A 20,543-nucleotide genomic window follows, 5' to 3' on the forward strand; every position below is an offset into this window, starting at 1 on the left:
CGCGTGCAGCGGGCAAGGACGAGAAATGATCTACCGCATACCCAATGCGACCGTCAGGATGGCTGCCATGGGGGATTCCACCGTGCGCACAGCGTTCCGTCTGATCTTCACTGACTATCACCAGGACCCGAACGACAGCGACGTCCTACGACGAGCAGTAACCATCCATGCCGACCGGATCACGTTCGCCGACGGCCACCTGAACCTCTGGCTCACAGGCACCCACGTCGGAGAGTTCCCCCTCGACATCATCGAGTCCGTCTGCCCTCACCACGACGCCGGCAAGAAGCGTGAGACGCCGGAAGAGCTACGAGCTCGCTTCCCACGGATGGGCCACCCGTGGTCACCGGAGGACGACGCCCGCCTCCTTGCCCTCTACCAGCAAGGCGAACGGGACTTCGACACCCTCGGCAAGCAGTTCGGTCGGAAGCCCAGCGCCATCCGGTCGCGACTGGCCAAGCTCGGCCTCGAAAGCCTCGCCTGACCGCGCTGAGGTTGTAACGTCTGTGGCTGGGGCGGTCGGCTCCACGGCTTTAGGCAGCCACTTTGGGGCGAGCCTCTAAGATCATGGCCCCCACGTCGTGCTTTAACGGGCAGGTCCACAGACTGCCCGACGCGCCGGAAGCTTACGGGGCCATGATCACTCGCCCCAAAGCAGCTCCAGCCCAAAGCCGCTCCGCCGACCGTTGGTATGTGTCGGCTCTTTATGGGGCCCGCTCCTTCTACTCGAAGGGACGCGGAACCTTTGCTCCCTTGCCCCAGCATTCACCAGGACGCCGGATGTTTCGGGGAGGGAAATCGTTAAGTGGCCGCTGATCGTTAACCACCGGCAACGAGGCCAGGTCTGCTTTCTGGATCATTTCTGCAATGGCTGCTCTGACTGTAGGACTGAGCGGGGCATCATCGTGATGAAGAATCCAGGAAGTGATCGGATGACGTCTCGCGACCTCGGGGATCAGCAATCGTTCCTTGCTCCAATCTTGCAAGAATATTGCAGCATCATAAGCCTCCCGGAACAGTGCTTCGGTTGCCCGCTCGCCTCGATGAACAACTGAATTACGGTTACGCCAAACTGTCTTCTGGGCTTTTGAGGCGGCTGTGGGATCGCCGCCCAAGTGCGATGAGAGAATGCCGAACGTCTCTGCAGCGTTCTTTTCTTCCAGGCCGGCAGTAGCAAATTCCGTACTCGTGTAGCCGTGGTCCGCAGCTATACCGCAAACCAGATGATGCATCCAGTCTTCCAGGGCGGCTTGCTGTGCCACAATCGCCTCGGCCCACTCCCTCCGGTGAGCGCGAAGGACAGATCGCCGCATCCAGAAGAAAAGCCTACGCACAGGAGCGGAAGAGCTGAGTTCAGAAAAAGCCAACTCCAGTCCCTTCTCGGCGGACATTGCGGGATGGCCTTCACGCTCCGAATTGTAGGATCCGAGCGGACTGGCGGCTGGGAGTCTCACGTAAAATGGTTCATTTGAGATTGCCGGGTTTATTCGCACCAGGCCGTCACCGATGAGATCTCCGTGCGAGATGGGTCCAGCGATAACTGGCCCGTCCTCGGCCGCGCTAAATAGAGCCTGATTGATCGCAAAAAGGATGCAGTCGTAGAAATCCTCGAATGCCGGTGGGTTCTTTATGGGTTGGCCATTCTCGTCTGGAAGGTAGAGCTGACTCCAATCCGGAAGTGTAAATTTGAGGGAGACGCTCGTCCTTGGTGGCAATGCGTCCGGTGCGCCGAATGTGGCCTCATTGATCCACATCGGATGTTCATCCCCGAAGATTCTCACGGTTCCTTCGTAGGCGCCAGGGTTTATTCCCTCGCCAAATCCGATCCCTGGTGACAGGGTCGTCAAGGCGACGATGGCGGGAACATATTCATTCCCGAAATGTGTATTCACCTGGACGGAGTAGTAATTTCCCTCGACGGTAGTTGCGGCCCAGGGAATCTCGCAGCAGGCGTATACCTCGGCGCTCAGGTCCACATGTGCCTCCGTAGCTGTTATCGATGAACAGTATGGGGCGGGTCCGGTTGCTAGCGCATACAGATTCTCCACAGTCATGACCCATGACTGTGCTGCGGTTGAGACCAGCAGCGGCGAACACGGCTGGCCGCAGCCATTACAGCTGCGCGGGTCGCCATGGGCGAGTGCCCGCCCCTGCGAGGCCGTGGCCTCGGCATCGTCAAGCAGGACTGGGCCGTCTCTGGGCCGTCCGAGGGCGCTCAAGGACGGCCAACGATGACCACCGCCGACAGGTGTGGCAGCCGACACCCGCAGGTCACCCGAGTCGATCTGCGACACTGGTACAGCCATGCCTAAGCCCGGAGAACTCACTTTCGTAGCGCCGCGCGGAGCCAAGAAGCCGCCGCGGCACCTCGCCGACCTCACGCCCGCCGAGCGGAAGGAGGCGGTCGTCGGGGCCGGTGAGAAGCCGTTCCGTGCCAAGCAGCTGTCGCAGCACTACTTCGCGCGGTACGCGCACGACCCGGAGCAGTGGACCGACATCCCGGCCGGTTCGCGCGGCCGGCTCCAGGAGGCGCTGCTGCCGGAGCTGATGACGGTCGTCCGGCATCTGTCGACCGACGAGGGCACCACCCGCAAGACGCTGTGGAAGCTGTTCGACGGCACGCTCGTGGAGTCCGTGCTGATGCGCTACCCGGACCGGGTGACCATGTGCATCAGCTCGCAGGCCGGGTGCGGCATGAACTGCCCGTTCTGCGCGACCGGGCAGGCCGGGCTGGACCGCAACCTCTCCACCGCCGAGATCGTGCACCAGATCGTCGACGGGATGCGGGCGCTGCGGGACGGCGAGGTTCCGGGCGGACCGGCGCGGCTCAGCAACATCGTGTTCATGGGCATGGGGGAGCCGCTCGCCAACTACAAGCGGGTCGTCGGCGCCATCCGCCGGCTCACCGACCCCGAGCCGGACGGGCTCGGGCTGTCCCAGCGCGGGATCACCGTGTCCACGGTCGGTCTGGTGCCGGCCATCCACCGGTTCTCCGACGAGGGCTTCAAGTGCCGGCTCGCGATCTCGCTGCACGCCCCCGACGACGAGCTGCGCGACACCCTCGTCCCCGTGAACACGCGGTGGAAGGTGCGCGAGGTGCTCGACGCCGGGTTCGAGTACGCGGCGAAGTCGGGGCGGCGGCTGTCCATCGAGTACGCGCTGATCCGGGACATCAACGACCAGGCCTGGCGCGGTGACCGCCTCGGGCGGCTGCTCAAGGGCCGGCCCGTGCACGTCAACCTCATCCCGCTCAACCCCACCCCGGGCTCCAAGTGGACCGCCTCCCGTCCCGAGGACGAGAAGGCGTTCGTGGAGGCGATCGCCGCACACGGTGTGCCGGTGACGATCCGGGACACCCGTGGTCAGGAGATCGACGGGGCGTGTGGTCAGCTCGCCGCGAGCGAACGATAGGGTGACGCGAGCAAGTACATCTTCATATTCCGACAGGGGAGCGCCACAGCGCTGAGAGTGCGGCACCGGCCGCAGACCCTCCGAACCTGGCCCAGGTCATTCTGGGTAGGGAGATCGGTCATCACTCGAGCTGTTGCGCCCTGCCCGGGACTCCGCCCAGGGGACCCGGGCAGGGCCGCGTCTCTTCCTGGTCCCTCCAGGAGGAATCAAGTGGGCATCACCAAGAAGGTCACGGTCCTGGCCGTCGGGCTGGGACTGGTCACGCTGTCCGCGTGCGGGTCGTCCGACGACGGCGGCACGGGCGGCGACGGCGGCGGCTCCAGGACCGTCACCCTCGTCAGCCACAACTCGTGGGCGGTGTCGAAGGACGTCGTCGCAGCCTTCGAGAAGCAGTCGGGCTACCGGCTGAAGGTCCTCGAGGACGGGGACGCCGGGCAGGCCGTGAACAAGGCCGTCCTGACCAAGGACAACCCGCAGGGCGACGTCCTCTTCGGCGTCGACAACACCCTCCTCTCCCGCGCCCTCGACAACGGACTGTTCCAGCCGTACGAGGCCAAGGGATCCGGCTCGATCCTGCCCGAGTACCGGGTCGACGAGGACCAGCACCGGGTCACCCCCGTCGACAGCGGTGACATCTGCGTCAACTACGACAAGGCGTGGTTCGCCGAGCACGACCTGACCCCGCCGAAGACGTTCGACGACCTGATCAAGCCCGAGTACAAGGACCTCCTCGTCGTCGAGAACGCCTCCACCTCCTCGCCCGGTCTCGGCTTCCTGCTGGGGACGGCCGCGAAGTACGGCGACGAGGGCTGGCAGGACTACTGGAAGAAGCTGAAGGCGAACGGCGTGAAGGTCGCCGGCGGCTGGGAGCAGGCCTACAACGAGGAGTTCTCCGGCTCGGCCGGCGGCAGGAAGGCCGGCGCCGACCGGCCGCTGGTGGTCTCCTACGCCTCCTCGCCGCCCGCCGAGGTGATCTACGCCGACCCCAAGCCGGACACCGCCCCCACCGGCGTCGCCGAGGACACCTGCTTCCGCCAGGTCGAGTACGCGGGGCTGCTCGCCAACGCCAAGAACCCCGAGGGCGGCAAGGCGCTGCTCGACTTCCTGATCGGCACGACGTTCCAGGACGACATGCCGCTCAACATGTTCGTGTACCCGGTGGTGGAGGGCGCCCGGGTGCCCGAGGACTTCGCGCGGTTCGGCCCGCAGGCGAAGGCACCGCAGACCATGGAACCGGCGAAGATCGCCGAGAACCGTGACCAGTGGGTCAAGTCGTGGACCTCGCTCGTACTGAGGTGACCAGGTCCGCGGCGAAGCGGCGCGGGAACGCGGCGCGGCTCGGCCTGATGGCCGTGCCCGTCGCGTTCTTCGCCGTCTTCTTCGCCTATCCCGTCGCCGCGATCGTCGCACGCGGGCTGAAGGCCGACGGGACCTGGCAGCTCGGGCGGATCGGGGAGGTACTCGCGCAGTCGGACGTCCGTCAGGTGCTGTGGTTCACCACCTGGCAGGCGCTCGCCTCCACCGCCCTCACCCTCCTCGTCGCCCTGCCCGGCGCGTACGCCTTCGCGCGCTACGACTTCCCCGGCAAGCAGGTGCTGCGCGCCGTCGTCACCGTGCCGTTCGTGCTGCCGACGGTCGTCGTCGGGTCGGCGTTCATGGCGCTGGTCGGACGCGGCGGACTCCTCGACGACCTGTGGGGCTTCCGGCTGGACACCACCGTGTGGGCGATCCTGCTCGCGCACGTCTTCTTCAACTACGCCGTCGTCGTCCGCACCGTCGGCGGGCTCTGGTCCCAGCTCGACCCGCGGCAGGAGGAGGCCGCGCGGATGCTCGGCGCCTCACGGTTCGCGGCCTGGCGCACCGTCACCCTGCCCGCGCTCGCGCCCGCCGTGGCCGCCGCCGCGCTGATGGTCTTCCTGTTCACCTTCACCTCCTTCGGTGTGGTGCAGATCCTCGGCGGGCCCGCCTTCTCCACCCTCGAAGTGGAGATCTACCGGCAGACCTCGGAGATCTTCGACCTTCCCACGGCCGCCGTGCTGACGATGATCCAGTTCGTCGCCGTGGGGTCGATCCTCGCCCTGCACGCCTGGACCGTACGGCGCCGGGAGACCGCGCTGCGCCTGGTGGACGCCTCGGTCACGGCGCGCAGGCCGCGCGGCGCCGGGCAGTGGGCGTTCCTCGGCGCGGTCGTGGCCACCGTCGCCGTACTGATCCTGCTGCCGCTCGCCGTGCTGGTGCAGCGCTCCTTCGGCGGCGCGGGCCTTGGCTACTACCGGGCGCTGACCGAGGACGAGGGGGGAGTGTTCCTGGTGCCGCCCATCGAGGCGGTCGGCAACTCCCTGCAGTACGCCGTCGCCGCCACCGCCATCGCCGTGGTGATCGGCGGTCTCGCCGCCGTCGCGCTGACCCGGCGGGACGCGGGGCGGCTGGTGCGCGGGTTCGACGCGCTGCTGATGCTGCCGCTCGGAGTCTCCGCGGTGACCGTCGGGTTCGGTTTCCTGATCGCCCTCGACGAGCCGCCGCTGGACCTCAGGGCCTCCTGGATCCTGGTCCCGCTCGCGCAGGCGCTGGTCGGCGTCCCCTTCGTCGTACGGACGATGCTGCCGGTGCTGCGGGCCGTGGACGTGCGGCTGCGGGAGGCGGCTGCGGTGCTCGGGGCGTCGCCGTGGCGGGCGTGGCGCGAGGTGGACCTGCCGATGGTGCGGCGGGCCCTGCTGATCGCGGCCGGGTTCGCCTTCGCGGTGTCGCTGGGGGAGTTCGGGGCGACGGTGTTCATCGCCCGGCCGGAGAACCCGACGCTGCCGGTGGCCGTGGCCCGGCTGCTGGGACGGCCCGGGGACCTCAACTACGGGCAGGCGATGGCTCTGTCGACGATTCTGATGATCGTGTGCGCGGTGGCCCTGCTCGTGCTGGAGCGGCTGCGCACCGACAGGACCGGGGAGTTCTAGATGCTGCTGAACCTGGAGTCGGCGACCGTCCGCTTCGGCGGGCGGGCGGTGCTGGACGCCGTCGGCCTGGGCGTCGCGGAGCACGAGATCGTGTGCGTGCTCGGGCCGAGCGGCAGCGGCAAGTCGACCCTGCTGCGGGCGGTGGCCGGACTGCAGCCCCTCGACTCCGGGCGGATCCTGCTCGACGGCCACGACCAGGCGGGCGTCCCCGCGCACCGGCGCGGGGTCGGGCTGATGTTCCAGGACCACCAGCTGTTCCCGCAGCGCGACGTGGGCGGCAACGTCTCCTTCGGGCTGCGGATGCACGGCACCCCGCGGGACGAACGCAGGCGGCGCGTGGAGGAGTTGCTCGACCTCGTAGGGCTGCCCGGGGCGGCCGGGCGGGCCGTCGCCGCACTCTCCGGCGGCGAGCAGCAGCGCGTCGCCCTGGCCCGCGCCCTCGCCCCCAGCCCGCGGCTGCTGATGCTGGACGAGCCGCTCGGCCAGCTCGACCGGTCGCTGAGGGAACGCCTCGTCGTCGAACTGCGGGAACTCTTCGGCCGGTTGGGCACGACCGTGCTGGCCGTGACGCACGACCAGGGGGAGGCGTTCGCCCTGGCCGACCGGGTCGTGGTGATGCGGGACGGGCGGATCGCCCAGTCCGGTACGCCCCTCGAGGTGTGGCAGCGGCCGGCCGACGCCTTCGTGGCGCGCTTCCTCGGTTTCGAGAACGTCGTCGGTGCCACGGTGACCGACGGGGTCGCCGTGACGCCCTGGGGCAAGGTGCCCGTGCCGGACGGCGCCCCGCAGGGCGCCCGGACACTGCTGGTCCGGCCGGCCGGTGTCCGCCTGGTCCCCGCCGACGAGGGCCTGCGGTGCACGGTGGCCGCGCGCACGTTCCGCGGCACCCATGTCGCCGTGCGCCTGCGGCCCGAGGACGCACCGCTTCTGGAGGCGGCCTGCGCGCTCCGGTCGGCGCCGGAGGTCGGGGACGAGGTCGGCGTGGAGTTCGACGGGGCGGAAATCACCGTGCTCGGGTGACCGCCGTCTGCCTAGGGTGTGCGGCATGACCCGACTCACGCACGACCGGTACTGCCAGGAGATCGCCCACCAGACCGGGCAGTTGCGCACGGTGGTGACCTCCGGCGCCGATCTGTCCCGTACGGTGCCCACCACCCCCGAGTGGTCCCTGGAGGACCTCGTGCGCCATGTCGGCGGCGCGCTGCGCTGGGCGGCGCTGATGGTCCGCACCGGGGCCGAGGACGAGGTTCCCGAGGAGCGCGTGCCGGGGTTCGACGGACCGGGGGCGCGGGGCGACCGGGGCGCGCTGGACGCGTGGCTGGCGGAGTCCGGCGAGCTGATCGTCGGTGCCCTGCGGGACGCCGGTCCGGACGCCCGGGTGTGGAGCTGGGCCGGGATACCCGACGCCGGGTTCTGGGCCCGTCGTATGACGCACGAGCTGATCGTGCACCGCGCGGACGCGGCCCTGGCCGCCGGGCTGCCCTTCGAGGTCGCGCCCGACGCCGCCGCCGACGCGGTCGACGAGTGGCTGGAGATCGTGGAGTGGGCGCAGCGGACGCAGCCGGAGGACGAGGTGCACGAACTGCGCGGTCCCCGGCGCACCCTCCACCTGCACGCCACGGACACCGGGCCGGTGGAGACCGCCGGGCGTGACGAGACGGGGGTCGCTCCGGCCGAAGGCTGGGGGAGGCTGATCGAGCTCACCGAGGACGGTGTCTCCTGGCGCCGCGGGCACGAGGAGGCCACGGTCACCCTGCGCGGCCCGCTCACCGCGGTGCTCCTCGCCTTCTACCGGCGTCTGCCGCTGGACTCGCCGGAGGTGGAGGTGCTCGGGGAGCGGGAGGTGCTGGAGTCGTGGCTGGAGCGGGCGACGTTCGGCTGAGCGGCTCCGCCCGACGGCGAACGGCCCGCCCCGCGAGGGGACGGGCCGCCCGTGTGTCCGTGACGCGTCAGCGCTCGCTGTTCGTCCCGCGGCGGCGCATGCCGAAGAATATGGCGCCACCGCCGACCGCGACCAGAGCGGCCGCGACGCCCGCGATCAGACCGGTGTTGGAGCCGGCGCCGGTCTCGGCGAGGTTCGACTCACCGGCCGGGGACGGCACGTTGCCCGAGGTGTCCGCCGGAGGGGTGCTGCCGCTCTCCGACGCCGACGGGGCCGGTGTGCCGGGCTCCTCCGCCGGGGTGGAGGAGGACTGCGACGGGGTGGGCGCGGGCTCCTCGGGAGCCGGAGGCTCCTCCTCGCCCTTGCAGGGCGTCGCCGGGGTGGTCAGGTTCGGCTTGATGTCCTCGTCGACGTAGGGCGTCGCCTTGACGTGGATGCGGTATTCGGCGTTCGGCTTCCAGTCCTCCTCGAAGGTGATGGTGGTGCCCTTGCGGGAGCCCTTGACCACCTGCTCGCCGATCTTCTGTATGTCGGCGCCGTTGTTCTGCAGGAACACGGTGACGGTCGCGGGGACGCCGGCCGGGTCGACGTCGGTGACGGTGATGACACCGTTGTCACCGACGCACTTGGCCTCGGCCGAGAACTCGTTGATGTTGCACGCCGCCGCGCTGCCGGCGATGCCGAGCGTGAGCGCGGCGGACGCGGAGACGACACCGAGGGCGCGCACGGAGCGCGAGACGGTGCGGCGGGGTAGGGACAGAACTGCCACGTTTGTCCTTCACGGGATACGCGAATGCGGGGGGTTGGGGGAGTGTTGACGGAGCATCAGCACTCCCATGAAGCCCCCAGGTCTATAAGCGACGCATAAGTAGTGTCAACGCATATGCCGATCGCAGGCTCGGGCTTTGCCCACTCATTAACCATCCGGACGTTTCAACGCCTCCGCGACCCGCGACACCGGGCGGGGACGGGTCGTTCCGTCCCCGTCCCCGCCGGATTCCCCTGCCGGTCGCTCAGCCTTCCAGGGCGGCCGGGTCCATCCACGCGACCTCCCAGGTGTGGCCGTCGAGGTCGTCGAAGGAGCGGCCGTACATGAAGCCCAGGTCCTGCGTCCCGCCGGCGGTCGATCCGCCCGCGGCCAGGGCCTTCTCCACCAGCTCGTCGACCTTCTCGCGGCTCTCGGCGCTCAGCGCCAGCAGCACCTGGCTGCTCCTCGTGGCGTCCACGATCTCCTTCTTCGTGAACTCCGCGTACTTCTGCCGGGTCAGCAGCATCGCGATGATCGTGTCACTGATCACGACCGAGGCGGTGTTCTCGTCGCTGAACCGGGGGTCGATCGAGTAGCCGAGCCCGGTGAAGAACTTCTTCGAGGCGTCGAGGTCGGCCACGGGCAGGTTCACAAAGATCATCTGCTGGTACATGGCGGGGCATCTCCCGGTCGGTCCGTAGCGTTCGAAGGGGTAGACCGGGGCTCCCCGCGGAACTCATCGGCCCGCGGGGGGTTTCCGCCGGCCGCCTCCCGTCCGGCCCGCAGGCGGTTTCTCCGGCCGCTTCCCCTCCGTCCCCGGGCGGTTCCTCCGGCCCGCCTCCCGTGCGGTCCGCGGGAGGCGCGCCGGATGTCCTCAGCCCGTCAGCGGCCACGCCGACAGTTCGGCCACGACCAGCGACAGCGGCCCGAACAGGGCGAGCAGGACTCCCGCGCGCAGCGCGGCCGCCCTGCGCAGGGTCACCGCGGGCGCCCCGAGGCGCCTGAGCGCGGCGGTGGTCTCGGCGCGGGCCTGCCTGGACTCGACGGCCGCCGTCAGCAGGGTGGCCACCGTGCAGCCGGCCACCAGCAGCACCCCGAGCGCGACGAGCGGAGCGGAGGAGGTGTCCTCACGCTCGTGCAGTGACGCCATGGCGTACGCCGCCGACATCACCGCGCAGACCACCCCCAGCGGGCGCCCGAGGCGGGTGGCCTCCGTCATGAGCACCCGTCCGGCCAGCAGCCGCAGGGTGCCCGGGCGGATCGTCTGGAGCAGCCGGCCGCACAGGTGCGTGAGGCCGGGCCCGGCGAGCGCGAGCCCGACGCAGGCCAGGGCCAGTCCGAGCAGCACGGCCGGCCGGTCGACCGGCGCCCCGGGGCCCGGACGGCTCGCGAAGGCCTCCACGGCCAGCCCCACCGCCAGCACCGTGATGCCCCAGGGCAGCCCGGAGGGCGTGGTCCGCGCCGCGGCGGGCGGGACGCCGGCGGACTCGGCAGCGCCCTCGGCGCCTTCCGCGGCACCCTCCTGCTCCGGCGCCGCCGCGGTGCGCCGGCCGCGCGCCGACGGCCCGAACTGCCTGCCGAACCGTCCGTAGGCGCCGAAGGACTCCCTCACCGGTGTGCGCCGGTACGCGCCGAACCGGCCGTGGACGCGGGGCACGCGGGGCGCGCCCGTCACCGGCTCGCGGGGCCGCAGCGCCGTCGCGACCGCCGCCGACGCGCTCAGCGGCACCAGCGCCAGCAGCGTCAGCGCCGCCGGCAGCGGAAGCGGACGGCCGGCCGCGAGGAAGTCCGTCCCGGCGCCGTCGAAGGGCACGGCGGCGAGGTCGCCGCGCAACCCGAGGAAGACCAGCAGCGCCAGCGCCGAGCCGAGCAGACAGGACACCGCCGTGGTGACCGCGGAGATCGCCATCAGCCGGGCGGGACCGAGGCCGACCGCCGACAGACCGGGCCGGGGCCGGGTGCCCGGATCGGTGCGGGCGACCGCGACCGCGAAGTACACCGTGGCCGCCAGCGGGGCGGCGCACCAGGCCAGCCGGAGCGCCGAGACGGACGGGTCCGGGTGCGCCAGGGCGTGGCCGAGGGCGCTCAGCAGCAGGAAGCCCGTGCCGGCCGACGCGGCCGCGACGAGGAACCGGCGCAGCTGGACGGCGGGGTGGGAGCCGAGGCTCAGACGGAGAGCGAGCACGCCGCCAGGCCTTCCGTCTCGGCCGTACCGGGGAGCGGCGGCAGGTGGAGGGTGTGCACGCGCCGTCCGTCGAGCAGTGACACGGTGCGGTCCGCCAGGGCGGCGGTCTGCGCGTCGTGCGTGGCGAGGACGACGGTGATGCCGTGCGAGCGGGCCGCGGTGGTCAGCGTGCGCAGGACGTGCGCGCGGTCGATCCGGTGCAGCGGCGCGGTCGGTTCGTCGGCGAACAGCACCGAGGGCGCCGGGGCGAGGGCGCGGGCGATGCACACCCGCTGCCGCTCCGCGTGCGTCAGCTCCTCGGGGTGCCTGCGGGCCGTGTCCCCGATGTCCAGGCGCTCCAGCCACTCCAGGGCGGCCGTCTTGGCGCGGCGCCGGCCGGTGCCGCGCAGCATCAGGGGCAGGGCGGCGTTCTCCCACACGTTCAGCTCCGCCACGAGCAGCGGGGCCGGGTCGATCCAGCCGAAGCGCTCCCGGCGCAGCCGCTCGCGGGCGACCGGGGTCATGGTGTGCACGGGCACACTGTTGAACCAGACCTCGCCGCTCTTCGCGGGCAGCAGGCCGGACAGACAGCGCAACAGGGTCGTCTTGCCGCTGCCGCGCGGACCGCCGACGGCGAGGATCTCGCCCTCCCGGACGCCGAGCGAGACGCCGCTCAGGCCGGGCGAGCCGTCGTCGTGCCGGAAGTGCAGGGCGCGCGCCCAGAGCACGTCGTTGTCCGGTGGGGCCACCATGGCGTACACCTCGGTTCGGATCGGAAATGCCGTGCGCGATGCGGGAATGTCCCCCGTCCGGGGGAACGAAGGCGCGGCCGATCGGTCACAGGCACGCTAGGCAGGCCGCGGCGGGAGGCCGGACAGCACGCGGCCCCGGGCCGCCGTTTCTCACTCGAACGGGCGGCACCGGGGCCGGTGTTGATCATCCATAAGGAAGATCGGAACCTCGGACGGAGCAACGGGACTACAGCTTGGTCCACGCCTCCGAGAGGGTCGCGCGCAGGATCTGCTCGATCTCGTCGAAGGTCCCCTGGTCGGAGATCAGCGGCGGGGCGAGCTGGACGACCGGGTCGCCGCGGTCGTCGGCACGGCAGTACAGGCCGTTCTCGAAGAGCTTCTTCGACAGGAAGCCGTACAGGACACGCTCGGTCTCGTCGGCGTCGAAGGACGCCTTGGTGTTCTTGTCCTTGACCAGCTCGATGCCGTAGAAGAAGCCGTTGCCGCGGACGTCGCCGACGATCGGCAGGTCGTGGAGCTTGTCCAGGGTGGCGCGGAAGGCGCCCTCGTTGTCGAGCACGTGCTGGTTGAGGCCCTCGCGCTCGAACAGGTCGAGGTTGGCGATGCCGACCGCCGCGGAGACCGGGTGGCCGCCGAAGGTGTAGCCGTGCAGGAAGGTGTTGTCGCCCTTGTAGAAGGGCTCGGCCAGGCGGTCGGAGACGATGCACGCGCCGATCGGGGAGTAGCCCGAGGTCATGCCCTTGGCGCAGGTGATCATGTCCGGCACGTAGCCGAACTTGTCGCAGGCGAACGTGGTGCCGAGGCGGCCGAAGGCGCAGATGACCTCGTCGGAGACGAGCAGCACGTCGTACTGGTCGCAGATCTCGCGCACCCGCTGGAAGTAGCCGGGCGGGGGCGGGAAGCAGCCGCCGGCGTTCTGCACGGGCTCCAGGAAGACCGCCGCGACCGTGTCGGGGCCCTCGAAGAGGATCTGCTGCTCGATCTGGTCGGCGGCCCAGCGGCCGAACGCCTCCGGGTCGTCGCCGTGGACCGGCGCCCGGTAGATGTTGGTGTTCGGCACCTTGTGGGCGCCCGGCACCAGCGGCTCGAACGGGGCCTTCAGGGCCGGCAGGCCGGTGATGGACAGCGCGCCCTGCGGGGTGCCGTGGTAGGCCACCGCGCGGGATATGACCTTGTACTTGGTCGGCTTGCCGACGAGCTTGAAGTACTGCTTGGCGAGCTTCCAGGCGGTCTCCACCGCCTCACCGCCGCCGGTGGTGAAGAAGACCTTGTTGAGGTCGCCCGGCGCCTCGTGCGCGAGCCGCTCCGCCAGCTCCACGGCCTTGGGGTGGGCGTAGGACCACACCGGGAAGAAGGCCAGTTCCCGCGCCTGCTTGGCGGCGGTCTCCGCGAGCTCCTGACGGCCGTGGCCGGCCTGCACCACGAACAGGCCCGCGAGGCCGTCGAGGTAGCGCTTGCCGCGGTCGTCGTAGATGTGGGTGCCCTCGCCCCGGACGATGGTGGGGACGGGGGAGTTCTCGTACGAGGACATGCGGGTGAAGTGCATCCACAGGTGGTCGTACGCGGACTTGCTGAGGTCCTCGGTGCTGTCGGTGCTCACGATTATCGGGTTCCCCACATGTAGGTCTGCTTCTTGAGCTTGAGGTAGACGAAACTCTCGGTGGAACGCACTCCGGGGACGGCACGGATGCGCCGGTTGATGACCTCCAGGAGGTGGTCGTCGTCCTCGCAGACGATCTCGACCATGAGGTCGAAGGAGCCCGCGGTCATCACCACGTACTCGCACTCGTCCATGGCGGTCAGCGCGTCGGCCACGGACTCCACGTCGCCCTCGACGTTGACCCCGACCATCGCCTGCCGGCGGAAGCCCACGGTGAGCGGGTCGGTGACGGCGACGATCTGCATCACGCCCTGGTCGAGCAGTTTCTGCACGCGCTGGCGCACGGCCGCCTCCGACAGACCCACGGCCTTGCCGATGGCGGCGTACGGCCGGCGGCCGTCCTCCTGGAGCTGCTCGATGATCGCGAGGGAGACGGCGTCCAACTGGGGACCGCCGCCGTTCTTGGACTCGCGGGAGTCCTTCGGGTCTGCGCTTCGACTGGCCACGGGGCCACTGTGCACGACGTATCGACAGTTCTGCAAGGCTCGATCGATGAAATTCGTTGTCTGCGAGGCCCTGTCGTGCGGATTTCGCAGGAGTGGGACGGGTGGGGGTGTTGAAATCGGCAGCCGTCGGTTTAGGGTGGGTGTCTCAGAGGGTGGACAACCTGACATCTCATCCCTGTACACCTCGGAAACACCCACAAGGACCATCAGGAGGGCCTGCAGTGAGCACCGAGCTGCGTCGTCTGCGCAACTACATCGGCGGGGAGTTCCGGGACGCCGCCGACGGACGGACCACCGAGGTGGTCAACCCCGCGACGGGCGAGGCGTACGCGACCGCTCCGCTGTCCGGGCAGGCGGATGTGGACGCCGCGATGGCGGCCGCCGCCGAGGCGTTCCCCGGCTGGCGCGACACCACCCCGGCCGAGCGTCAGAAGGCCCTGCTGAAGATCGCGGACGCCATCGAGGAGCGGGCCGAGGAACTCATCGCGGCCGAGGTGGAGAACACGGGCAAGCCCATCGGGCTGACCCGCACCGAGGAGATCCCGCCGATGGTGGACCAGATCCGCTTCTTCGCGGGCGCGGCGCGGATGCTCGAGGGCCGCTCGGCCGGCGAGTACATGGAGGGCCTGACCTCGATCGTGCGCCGGGAACCGGTCGGTGTCTGCGCGCAGGTCGCGCCGTGGAACTACCCGATGATGATGGCCGTGTGGAAGTTCGCCCCGGCGATCGCGGCGGGCAACACGGTCGTGCTGAAGCCCTCGGACACCACCCCGGCGTCCACGGCCCTGCTCGCCGACATCCTCGGTTCGATCCTGCCCAAGGGCGTCTTCAACGTCATCTGCGGCGACCGCGACACCGGCCGCCTGATGGTGGAGCACCCCACTCCCGCGATGGCCTCCATCACCGGTTCGGTGCGGGCCGGCATGTCGGTCGCCGAGTCCGCGTCCAAGGACCTCAAGCGGGTCCACCTGGAGCTGGGGGGCAAGGCGCCGGTCGTCGTCTTCGAGGACACCGACATCGCGGGCGCCGTCGCGGGCATCTCGGAGGCGGGCTTCTTCAACGCCGGCCAGGACTGCACGGCCGCCACGCGCGTCCTGGTCCACGAGTCGGTCCACGACGAGTTCGTCTCCGCGCTCGCCAAGGCCGCCGCCGACACCAAGACCGGCATGCCGGACGACGAGGACGTGCTGTTCGGCCCGCTCAACAACGCCAACCAGCTCGCGCAGGTCGAGGGCTTCATCGAGCGGCTGCCCGCGCACGCGCGGGTGGAGGCGGGCGGCAAGCGCGTCGGCGACAAGGGGTACTTCTACGCGCCGACCGTCGTCTCCGGCCTGAACCAGGACGACGAGATCATCCAGAAGGAGGTCTTCGGTCCGGTCATCACCGTCCAGCGCTTCACCGACGAGGACCAGGCGGTCGAGTACGCCAACGGCGTCGAGTACGCGCTGGCCTCCTCGGTGTGGACCAAGGACCACTCCCGCGCGATGCGCATGTCGAAGAAGCTCGACTTCGGCTGCGTGTGGATCAACACGCACATCCCGCTGGTGGCGGAGATGCCGCACGGCGGCTTCAAGAAGTCCGGCTACGGCAAGGACCTCTCGGCGTACGGCTTCGACGACTACACGCGGATCAAGCACGTGATGACGTCCCTGGACGCGTAGGCGCCCGCCGCGGCGAGTCCCCCGGCCGCAGCCGCCCCGCACCCCGCTCGGGGTGCGGGGCGGCTTTTTCCTGCCGGGCGGCCGGAGCGACCTGGTTTTGAACGTGTTCAATTCAGCGTACGCTGTCGTCATGAGCGACAGAGCCGCCCTGCTCAAGGGCATTCGCGCCTGGCTGGTCTTCTTCGTCGTCTGCCTGGTGCTCAGCGGCGTCACCGCCTTCCCCCTGGTGCACGAACTGCGCTGGACGGAGGACCTGTTGCGTACCCTCCCGGTGCAGGAGCACCTCCCCGGCCTGATGGACTGGATCGCGCGGGTACGGGACGGACTCGACACCGCCGACGCCGAACACCCCTTCCTCCTCTACGGCACCGACTGGCTCGCCTTCGCCCATCTCGTCATCGCGGTCGCCTTCTACGGCCCCTACCGCGACCCCGTCCGCAACATCTGGGTCGTCGAGTTCGGCATGATCGCCTGCGCGGGCATCGTCCCGCTCGCCCTCGTCTGCGGTCCGATCCGCGGCATCCCCTTCTGGTGGAGCGTCATCGACATGGCCTTCGGGGTGTTCGGCGTGATCCCGCTGTACGTCGTCCGCCGGAGGATCAAGCGGCTGGAAGCGCTCCTGCCGCCCTCCGCCGGCACCACCGGGCCGGCGGCCGGGAGAGAGACGGAAGGTGGCGCGATTGCCACCGTTGACCGCCCCGTAGGCCCGTGACACGGTCGGCCTTGCCTCCGGCATGACCGGCCGGGGCGAGGCTTCTCCGGGAGGGGACGAACGATGACGACAGGTGGGCGCACGGGGGCGAGAGGGCGAGGGCTGAGGGCCTGTGTCGTACTGACGGCGGCGGTGGTCGGCGCGGTGGCCGCGGGACCGGCGGCGGTCGCGGCCGGCGGCCCGCCGGCCACGGCACCGGTCCCGGTGTCGGCGGGTGTGCTGAGCGATCCGACCCCGGAGGAGCAGGAGCGGCTCAGGGAGGTGGCGGGCGCGATCTGGACCCCGCAACTGGCCGCCGGATGGAACATGAACGCCGACGTGGCCGACGTCCTGTCCACGGCCACCGGGGAGATCCTCCGGTGCAGCGAGGCGTTCTCCCTCGTGCCGCGCCCGCCGGGGTTCGTCCCCGGCCTCGGCTACCTCGTCAACTACTGGAAGAACCTGCGCGACTACTTCCTGGCCGTGAAGGACAACCGTTCCTACCGGGCCTGTGTCGTGACGACCGCGGCCAACTACCGCTCGGCGATCGAGATGGCCTCGATGGGCATCTGAGTCCGGGCCGGCGGCCGGGACCCCCGGCCGCCGGCCCGGCTACGGCCGTCTCGGTGCCGCGGACCCGGCCGGCCCGTGCGGGCGCAGCGCGCACAGGACGTCGACGCGGTTGGTGGTGATCGAGTCGACGCCCATGGCCAGCAGCCGGCGCATGGAGCGGCGGGTGTCCGGCGTCCAGACGGACAGCAGGTAGCCGTCGCGGTGGACGTGCTCGGCGAGGGCCCGGTCCACCAGCGGGAAGCGGTAGTTCAGCCAGCGCGGGCGGATCGCCGCCAGGAGGCCCGGCCGGGCCGGTGCCCGGGTCGACCGGGTGAGGGCGATCTCGGCGGACGGGTCCGCCGCGCGGACCGCGAGCATGGCGGGGGCACCCGCGCAGTAGTAGACGCGGTCCCGGGCGCCGACGGCGCGCACGGCGTCCACGATCCGGCGCGCTGCCGGGACGTCCGGGGTCCCGGGCAGGTCGATCATCACCCGGCTGCCGTCCGTCGCCGCCAGCGCGTCGGAGAGCGCCGGCACCCCGCCCTCCGTCAGCCCGCGCACCTCCTCCCACGACAGCGCCGACAGCGGGCGGTCGTGCTCCCACAGCCGCTTCAGCGTCGCGTCGTGCAGCAGCACGGGGACGCCGTCCCGGGTGAGCCGTACGTCGATCTCCACCGCGTCCGCGCCCCGGTGGAGCGCGGACCGCAGCGAGGCGAGGGTGTTCTCCCGCGCCCGGTAGGGGTCGCCGCGGTGTGCGACGGCGGTCACGTCGTGCATGGCGGCCCTCCGCGGGGTGGTCAGGAGGCGAGCCAGCCGGCGGTGTAGGTGTCGATCTCGGCGGCCAGCCGCTTCTTGCCGGGGGCGTCCAGGAACGACGCCTCGACCCCGTTCTTCGCCAGCTCGGCCAAGCCCCGCTCGTCGAGGTCCAGCAGCCGCGCGGCGACCGCGAACTCGTTGTTGAGGTCCGTGCCGAACATCGGCGGGTCGTCGCTGTTGATCGTCACCAGGACGCCGGAGCGGACGAACTCCTTGATGGGGTGCTCGTCGAGGGTGGCCACCGCGCGGGTGGCGATGTTGGAGGTGGGGCACACCTCCAGGGGGATGCGCCGCTCGGCCAGGTACTCGAGCAGCCGGGGGTCCCGCGCGGTGCTGGTGCCGTGTCCGATGCGCTCGGCACCGAGCTCGTCGATGGCGTCCCACACGGTCTGGGGACCGGTGGTCTCGCCGGCGTGCGGCACGGAGCGCAGCCCGGCGGCGCGGGCACGGTCGAAGTGGGGCTTGAACTGAGGGCGCGGCACGCCGATCTCGGGGCCTCCCAGACCGAAGGAGACCAGGCCCTCCGGGCGCAGCCGGTCGTCGGTGGCCATCCGCACGGTCTCCTCGGCGGACTCCAGGCCGGCCTCGCCGGGGATGTCGAAGCACCAGCGCAGCACGGTCCCGAACTCGGCCTCGGCGGCCTTGCGGGCGTCCTCGATGGCGTCCATGAACCCGCGCTCGTCGATGCCCCGGCGGGTGGAGGAGAACGGAGTGATCGTCAGCTCGGCGTACCGCACCCGCTGCCGGGCCAGCTCGCGGGCCACCTCGAAGGTCAGGAGCCGGACGTCCTCGGGGGTGCGGACGAGGTCGACGACGGACAGGTACACCTCGATGAAGTGGGCGAAGTCCGTGAAGGTGAAGTAGTCGGCGAGCGCCTCGGGGTCGGTGGGGACCTTGGAGTCGGGGTGGCGGGCGGCCAGCTCCGAGACGATGCGGGGGGAGGCGGAGCCGACGTGGTGGACGTGCAGTTCGGCCTTGGGCAGTCCGGCGATGAAGGCGTGCAGGTCGCGGTCCTGGCCGGTGATGGCCGCGTCGAGGCGGTCGGTCATGGTTCCTCCCCGGGAACGGCGTCCCCGGCCGGGTCGCGGCGGGACGCGGGTGATCGGCTGATCGGTGGTCCGGGGGTCATCGTAGGCCGGGCGCGCGCGGGGCGGGTGCGGGCCGTAGCATGACGGGACGTCCGACGGAGGGGGCCCTGGCGCATGGCCGACGACGCGCAGACGCCGAAGGCGCGGGAACAGACAGCCGGTGGTACGCCGCCGGGAGGTCCGCCCGGGGGTGCCGTGTGGCCGGCACCGGCCGACGGGGGCGGGCAGGACGCGCAGGCCCTGGACGGCTCCCTGGTGGACGCCCGGACCACCGAGACCTCCCGCCCGGCCGCCCCCGACCCGTGGGCGCTGCCGTCGGACCGCACGCCGGCGTCCGGCGGCCCCGGTGAGACGGTCGTGTCCGGCGGGGCCCCGCCCTGGTCGGCGCCGTCCGCGCCCGCCGCACCGTCCTCGTCCGTCCACGACCAGCAGACGGTGACGTCCTTCCCCGCGGTGGGCGACCGTCCCGCCCCGGCCCAGCCGTGGGCCGGTCCGTCCGCTCCCGTGCCGCCCGCCGCACCCGTCCCGGCGGCCAACCCGTTCGCGCCCCCGGCCGGCGGTGAGCCGGTCCCGCCGCCGCCCATCGGCCCGGAGGGCCCCGGACCGGCCGCCTACGGCTACCCCGTCGGCGGCGGGTACGGCGCCGCGCCGGCACCGGCGTACCCCGGCTGGGCGGGCACCGCACCGATGCCCAGCAACGGACTGGGCGTCACCGGGCTGGTGCTGGGGATCATCTCGGCCGTCGTGTTCTGCCTCTGGCCGGTGGCCGTCCTGCTGGGCGTGCTGGCCGTGATCTTCGGAGGGATCGGCCGGGGCAAGGCCACGCGCGGCGAGGCCACCAACGGGGGTCAGGCCCTGGCGGGGATCATCTGCGGATCGGCCGGTATCGCGCTGGGCATCGCCTTCGGCATCCTCGTGCTGCTCACGTAGCCGCCTCCGGGGCCCGCAGCCGCTCGCGGGCCTCCATCAGTGCGAAGCCCAGCAGGTTCGGCCCCCGCCACCGTCCCGGGTCCGACGCCCCCTCGGCGTCCGCGGCGAGCCCGATGCCCCACACCCGGTCCACCGGGCTCGCCTCGACCAGCACCCGGTCGCCGGTGTTCAGCAGATACGTCCGCAGGTCGTCGTGGGCCGCGAACTTGTGCACGCTGCCCTCCACGACGATCCCGAACCGCTCCCGGCGCCATACCGCCTCGTCGAAGCCCCGCACGAGCCGGCCCGCCTTCTTCGCCTCGGCGGGGTGCTCCGCGGCCAGCACCCGCCGCTCGCCCTCCGCGTCCCCGAACAGCCGGGCCTTGGCCGCCATCATCCAGTGCTCGGCGGTCGCGTACGTCTCGCCGTCCACCGTGAACGGCGAGGGCCACCACTGACTCAGACAGCCCGCCCCGACCCCTCCGCCGGGCAGCGGCCGATGCCCCCAGAAGTGCAGGTACGTGACCCGCGCCCCGGTTTTCAGCGCCTCGATCAGCGCCTCCCTGGAACCGGCCGTCCCCGTCGTCCCGCTCATCGCCACCCCCGTGATCCCGGCCCTGCACGCGATTCTGGCAGGCACCACGGACACTCCGTCCTGCCTTTTCCGTGGCCGCTCGACACATGGTCGACAGATTTCGTCGCGTAACCAAAATTCAACAACGGAATCACTTGTTGACGACTCATCGCTCTGTCAGGATCGGCAGTCAAATCGAGCTGGAGCCACGCCGCCCCCTCGGGGACACGGAGGAGCGCGA

General features: G+C 70.9%; 20 protein-coding genes and 1 riboswitch. Of the genes, 10 read left to right on the plus strand and 10 right to left on the minus strand.

The window, feature by feature from the left end; genetic code table 11:
* Positions 1 to 25 precede the first annotated feature (25 nt).
* Positions 26 to 484: an SANT/Myb-like DNA-binding domain-containing protein gene (locus IE172_RS17075; protein ID WP_190098088.1), complete on the plus strand. Its 459-nt coding sequence runs from the start codon at positions 26 to 28 to the stop codon at positions 482 to 484.
* A gap of 238 nt (positions 485 to 722) precedes the next feature.
* Here the strand turns inward: IE172_RS17075 and IE172_RS17080 are convergent, their stop codons facing one another.
* Positions 723 to 1,976, minus strand: a complete 1,254-nt coding sequence (locus tag IE172_RS17080; protein WP_190098089.1) for a hypothetical protein — start codon at positions 1,974 to 1,976, stop codon at positions 723 to 725.
* A 328-nt stretch (positions 1,977 to 2,304) separates the two neighbouring features.
* Between IE172_RS17080 and rlmN the strand changes: the two genes are divergently transcribed.
* The 5 genes from rlmN (at position 2,305) to IE172_RS17105 (ending at position 8,241) form a co-directional block, all read left to right on the plus strand.
* Positions 2,305 to 3,411, plus strand: a complete 1,107-nt coding sequence (rlmN, locus tag IE172_RS17085) for a dual-specificity RNA methyltransferase RlmN (protein WP_190098090.1) — start codon at positions 2,305 to 2,307, stop codon at positions 3,409 to 3,411.
* Between the two features lie 24 nt (positions 3,412 to 3,435).
* Positions 3,436 to 3,541: riboswitch (TPP riboswitch) on the plus strand.
* Positions 3,542 to 3,621: 80 nt separating this feature from the next.
* Positions 3,622 to 4,710, plus strand: a complete 1,089-nt coding sequence (locus tag IE172_RS17090; protein ID WP_190098091.1) for a thiamine ABC transporter substrate-binding protein — start codon at positions 3,622 to 3,624, stop codon at positions 4,708 to 4,710.
* 47 nt (positions 4,711 to 4,757) lie between these two features.
* Positions 4,758 to 6,359, plus strand: coding sequence for an ABC transporter permease (locus IE172_RS17095; RefSeq protein ID WP_229886153.1), 1,602 nt, complete (start codon positions 4,758 to 4,760; stop codon positions 6,357 to 6,359).
* On the plus strand, positions 6,360 to 7,379 hold the full coding sequence (locus IE172_RS17100; protein ID WP_190098093.1) for an ABC transporter ATP-binding protein: 1,020 nt from the start codon (positions 6,360 to 6,362) through the stop codon (positions 7,377 to 7,379).
* A 25-nt stretch (positions 7,380 to 7,404) separates the two neighbouring features.
* Positions 7,405 to 8,241, plus strand: a complete 837-nt coding sequence (locus tag IE172_RS17105; RefSeq protein ID WP_190098094.1) for a maleylpyruvate isomerase family mycothiol-dependent enzyme — start codon at positions 7,405 to 7,407, stop codon at positions 8,239 to 8,241.
* Between the two features lie 67 nt (positions 8,242 to 8,308).
* Here the strand turns inward: IE172_RS17105 and IE172_RS17110 are convergent, their stop codons facing one another.
* The 6 genes from IE172_RS17110 to IE172_RS17135 form a co-directional block, all read right to left on the minus strand.
* A complete protein-coding gene (locus tag IE172_RS17110; protein WP_190098095.1) occupies positions 8,309 to 9,010 on the minus strand; it encodes an LAETG motif-containing sortase-dependent surface protein in 702 nt (233 codons plus the stop codon).
* A gap of 244 nt (positions 9,011 to 9,254) precedes the next feature.
* Positions 9,255 to 9,662 carry a VOC family protein gene (locus IE172_RS17115; RefSeq protein ID WP_190098096.1) on the minus strand — a complete coding sequence of 136 codons (408 nt, stop codon included), beginning with the start codon at positions 9,660 to 9,662 and terminating at the stop codon, positions 9,255 to 9,257.
* Positions 9,663 to 9,863: 201 nt separating this feature from the next.
* Positions 9,864 to 11,174, minus strand: coding sequence for a hypothetical protein (locus tag IE172_RS17120; RefSeq protein WP_190098097.1), 1,311 nt, complete (start codon positions 11,172 to 11,174; stop codon positions 9,864 to 9,866).
* The gene (locus IE172_RS17125; protein ID WP_190098098.1) at positions 11,156 to 11,905 is read right to left on the minus strand and encodes an ABC transporter ATP-binding protein; all 750 of its coding nucleotides are present in this window, start codon (positions 11,903 to 11,905) and stop codon (positions 11,156 to 11,158) included. Before IE172_RS17125 ends, IE172_RS17120 begins: the two co-directional genes overlap by 19 nt.
* Positions 11,906 to 12,131: 226 nt before the next feature.
* Positions 12,132 to 13,505: an aspartate aminotransferase family protein gene (locus IE172_RS17130; protein WP_190098099.1), complete on the minus strand. Its 1,374-nt coding sequence runs from the start codon at positions 13,503 to 13,505 to the stop codon at positions 12,132 to 12,134.
* A gap of 2 nt (positions 13,506 to 13,507) precedes the next feature.
* On the minus strand, positions 13,508 to 14,026 hold the full coding sequence (locus IE172_RS17135; protein WP_190098100.1) for an Lrp/AsnC family transcriptional regulator: 519 nt from the start codon (positions 14,024 to 14,026) through the stop codon (positions 13,508 to 13,510).
* 206 nt (positions 14,027 to 14,232) lie between these two features.
* Here IE172_RS17135 and IE172_RS17140 point away from each other — a divergent pair, with 206 nt between their 5' ends.
* From IE172_RS17140 to IE172_RS17150, 3 genes are all read left to right on the plus strand, one after another.
* Positions 14,233 to 15,672 (plus strand): gamma-aminobutyraldehyde dehydrogenase, encoded by a 1,440-nt coding sequence (locus IE172_RS17140; RefSeq protein ID WP_190098101.1) that lies wholly within the window; start codon positions 14,233 to 14,235, stop codon positions 15,670 to 15,672.
* A gap of 130 nt (positions 15,673 to 15,802) precedes the next feature.
* A complete protein-coding gene (locus tag IE172_RS17145) occupies positions 15,803 to 16,384 on the plus strand; it encodes a hypothetical protein (RefSeq protein ID WP_190098102.1) in 582 nt (193 codons plus the stop codon).
* Positions 16,385 to 16,447: 63 nt separating this feature from the next.
* Positions 16,448 to 16,936 carry a hypothetical protein gene (locus IE172_RS17150; RefSeq protein ID WP_190098103.1) on the plus strand — a complete coding sequence of 163 codons (489 nt, stop codon included), beginning with the start codon at positions 16,448 to 16,450 and terminating at the stop codon, positions 16,934 to 16,936.
* Positions 16,937 to 16,975: 39 nt separating this feature from the next.
* Here IE172_RS17150 and IE172_RS17155 read toward each other — a convergent pair whose 3' ends face one another.
* Positions 16,976 to 17,692, minus strand: a complete 717-nt coding sequence (locus IE172_RS17155) for a glycerophosphodiester phosphodiesterase (protein WP_190098104.1) — start codon at positions 17,690 to 17,692, stop codon at positions 16,976 to 16,978.
* A 20-nt stretch (positions 17,693 to 17,712) separates the two neighbouring features.
* Entirely contained in the window at positions 17,713 to 18,780 is a 1,068-nt protein-coding gene (locus IE172_RS17160) for an adenosine deaminase (protein ID WP_229886134.1), read from the minus strand.
* A 153-nt stretch (positions 18,781 to 18,933) separates the two neighbouring features.
* Between IE172_RS17160 and IE172_RS34575 the strand changes: the two genes are divergently transcribed.
* Positions 18,934 to 19,749 (plus strand): DUF4190 domain-containing protein, encoded by an 816-nt coding sequence (locus tag IE172_RS34575; protein WP_229886136.1) that lies wholly within the window; start codon positions 18,934 to 18,936, stop codon positions 19,747 to 19,749.
* On the opposite strand, the gene ybiA is transcribed toward IE172_RS34575, so the two are convergent.
* Positions 19,742 to 20,323, minus strand: coding sequence for a riboflavin biosynthesis intermediates N-glycosidase (ybiA, locus tag IE172_RS17170; RefSeq protein ID WP_190098105.1), 582 nt, complete (start codon positions 20,321 to 20,323; stop codon positions 19,742 to 19,744). The genes IE172_RS34575 and ybiA overlap by 8 nt on opposite strands.
* Positions 20,324 to 20,543 lie beyond the last annotated feature (220 nt).

The organism is Streptomyces griseoflavus (assembly GCF_014649995.1).
Lineage (GTDB): Bacteria > Actinomycetota > Actinomycetes > Streptomycetales > Streptomycetaceae > Streptomyces > Streptomyces griseoflavus.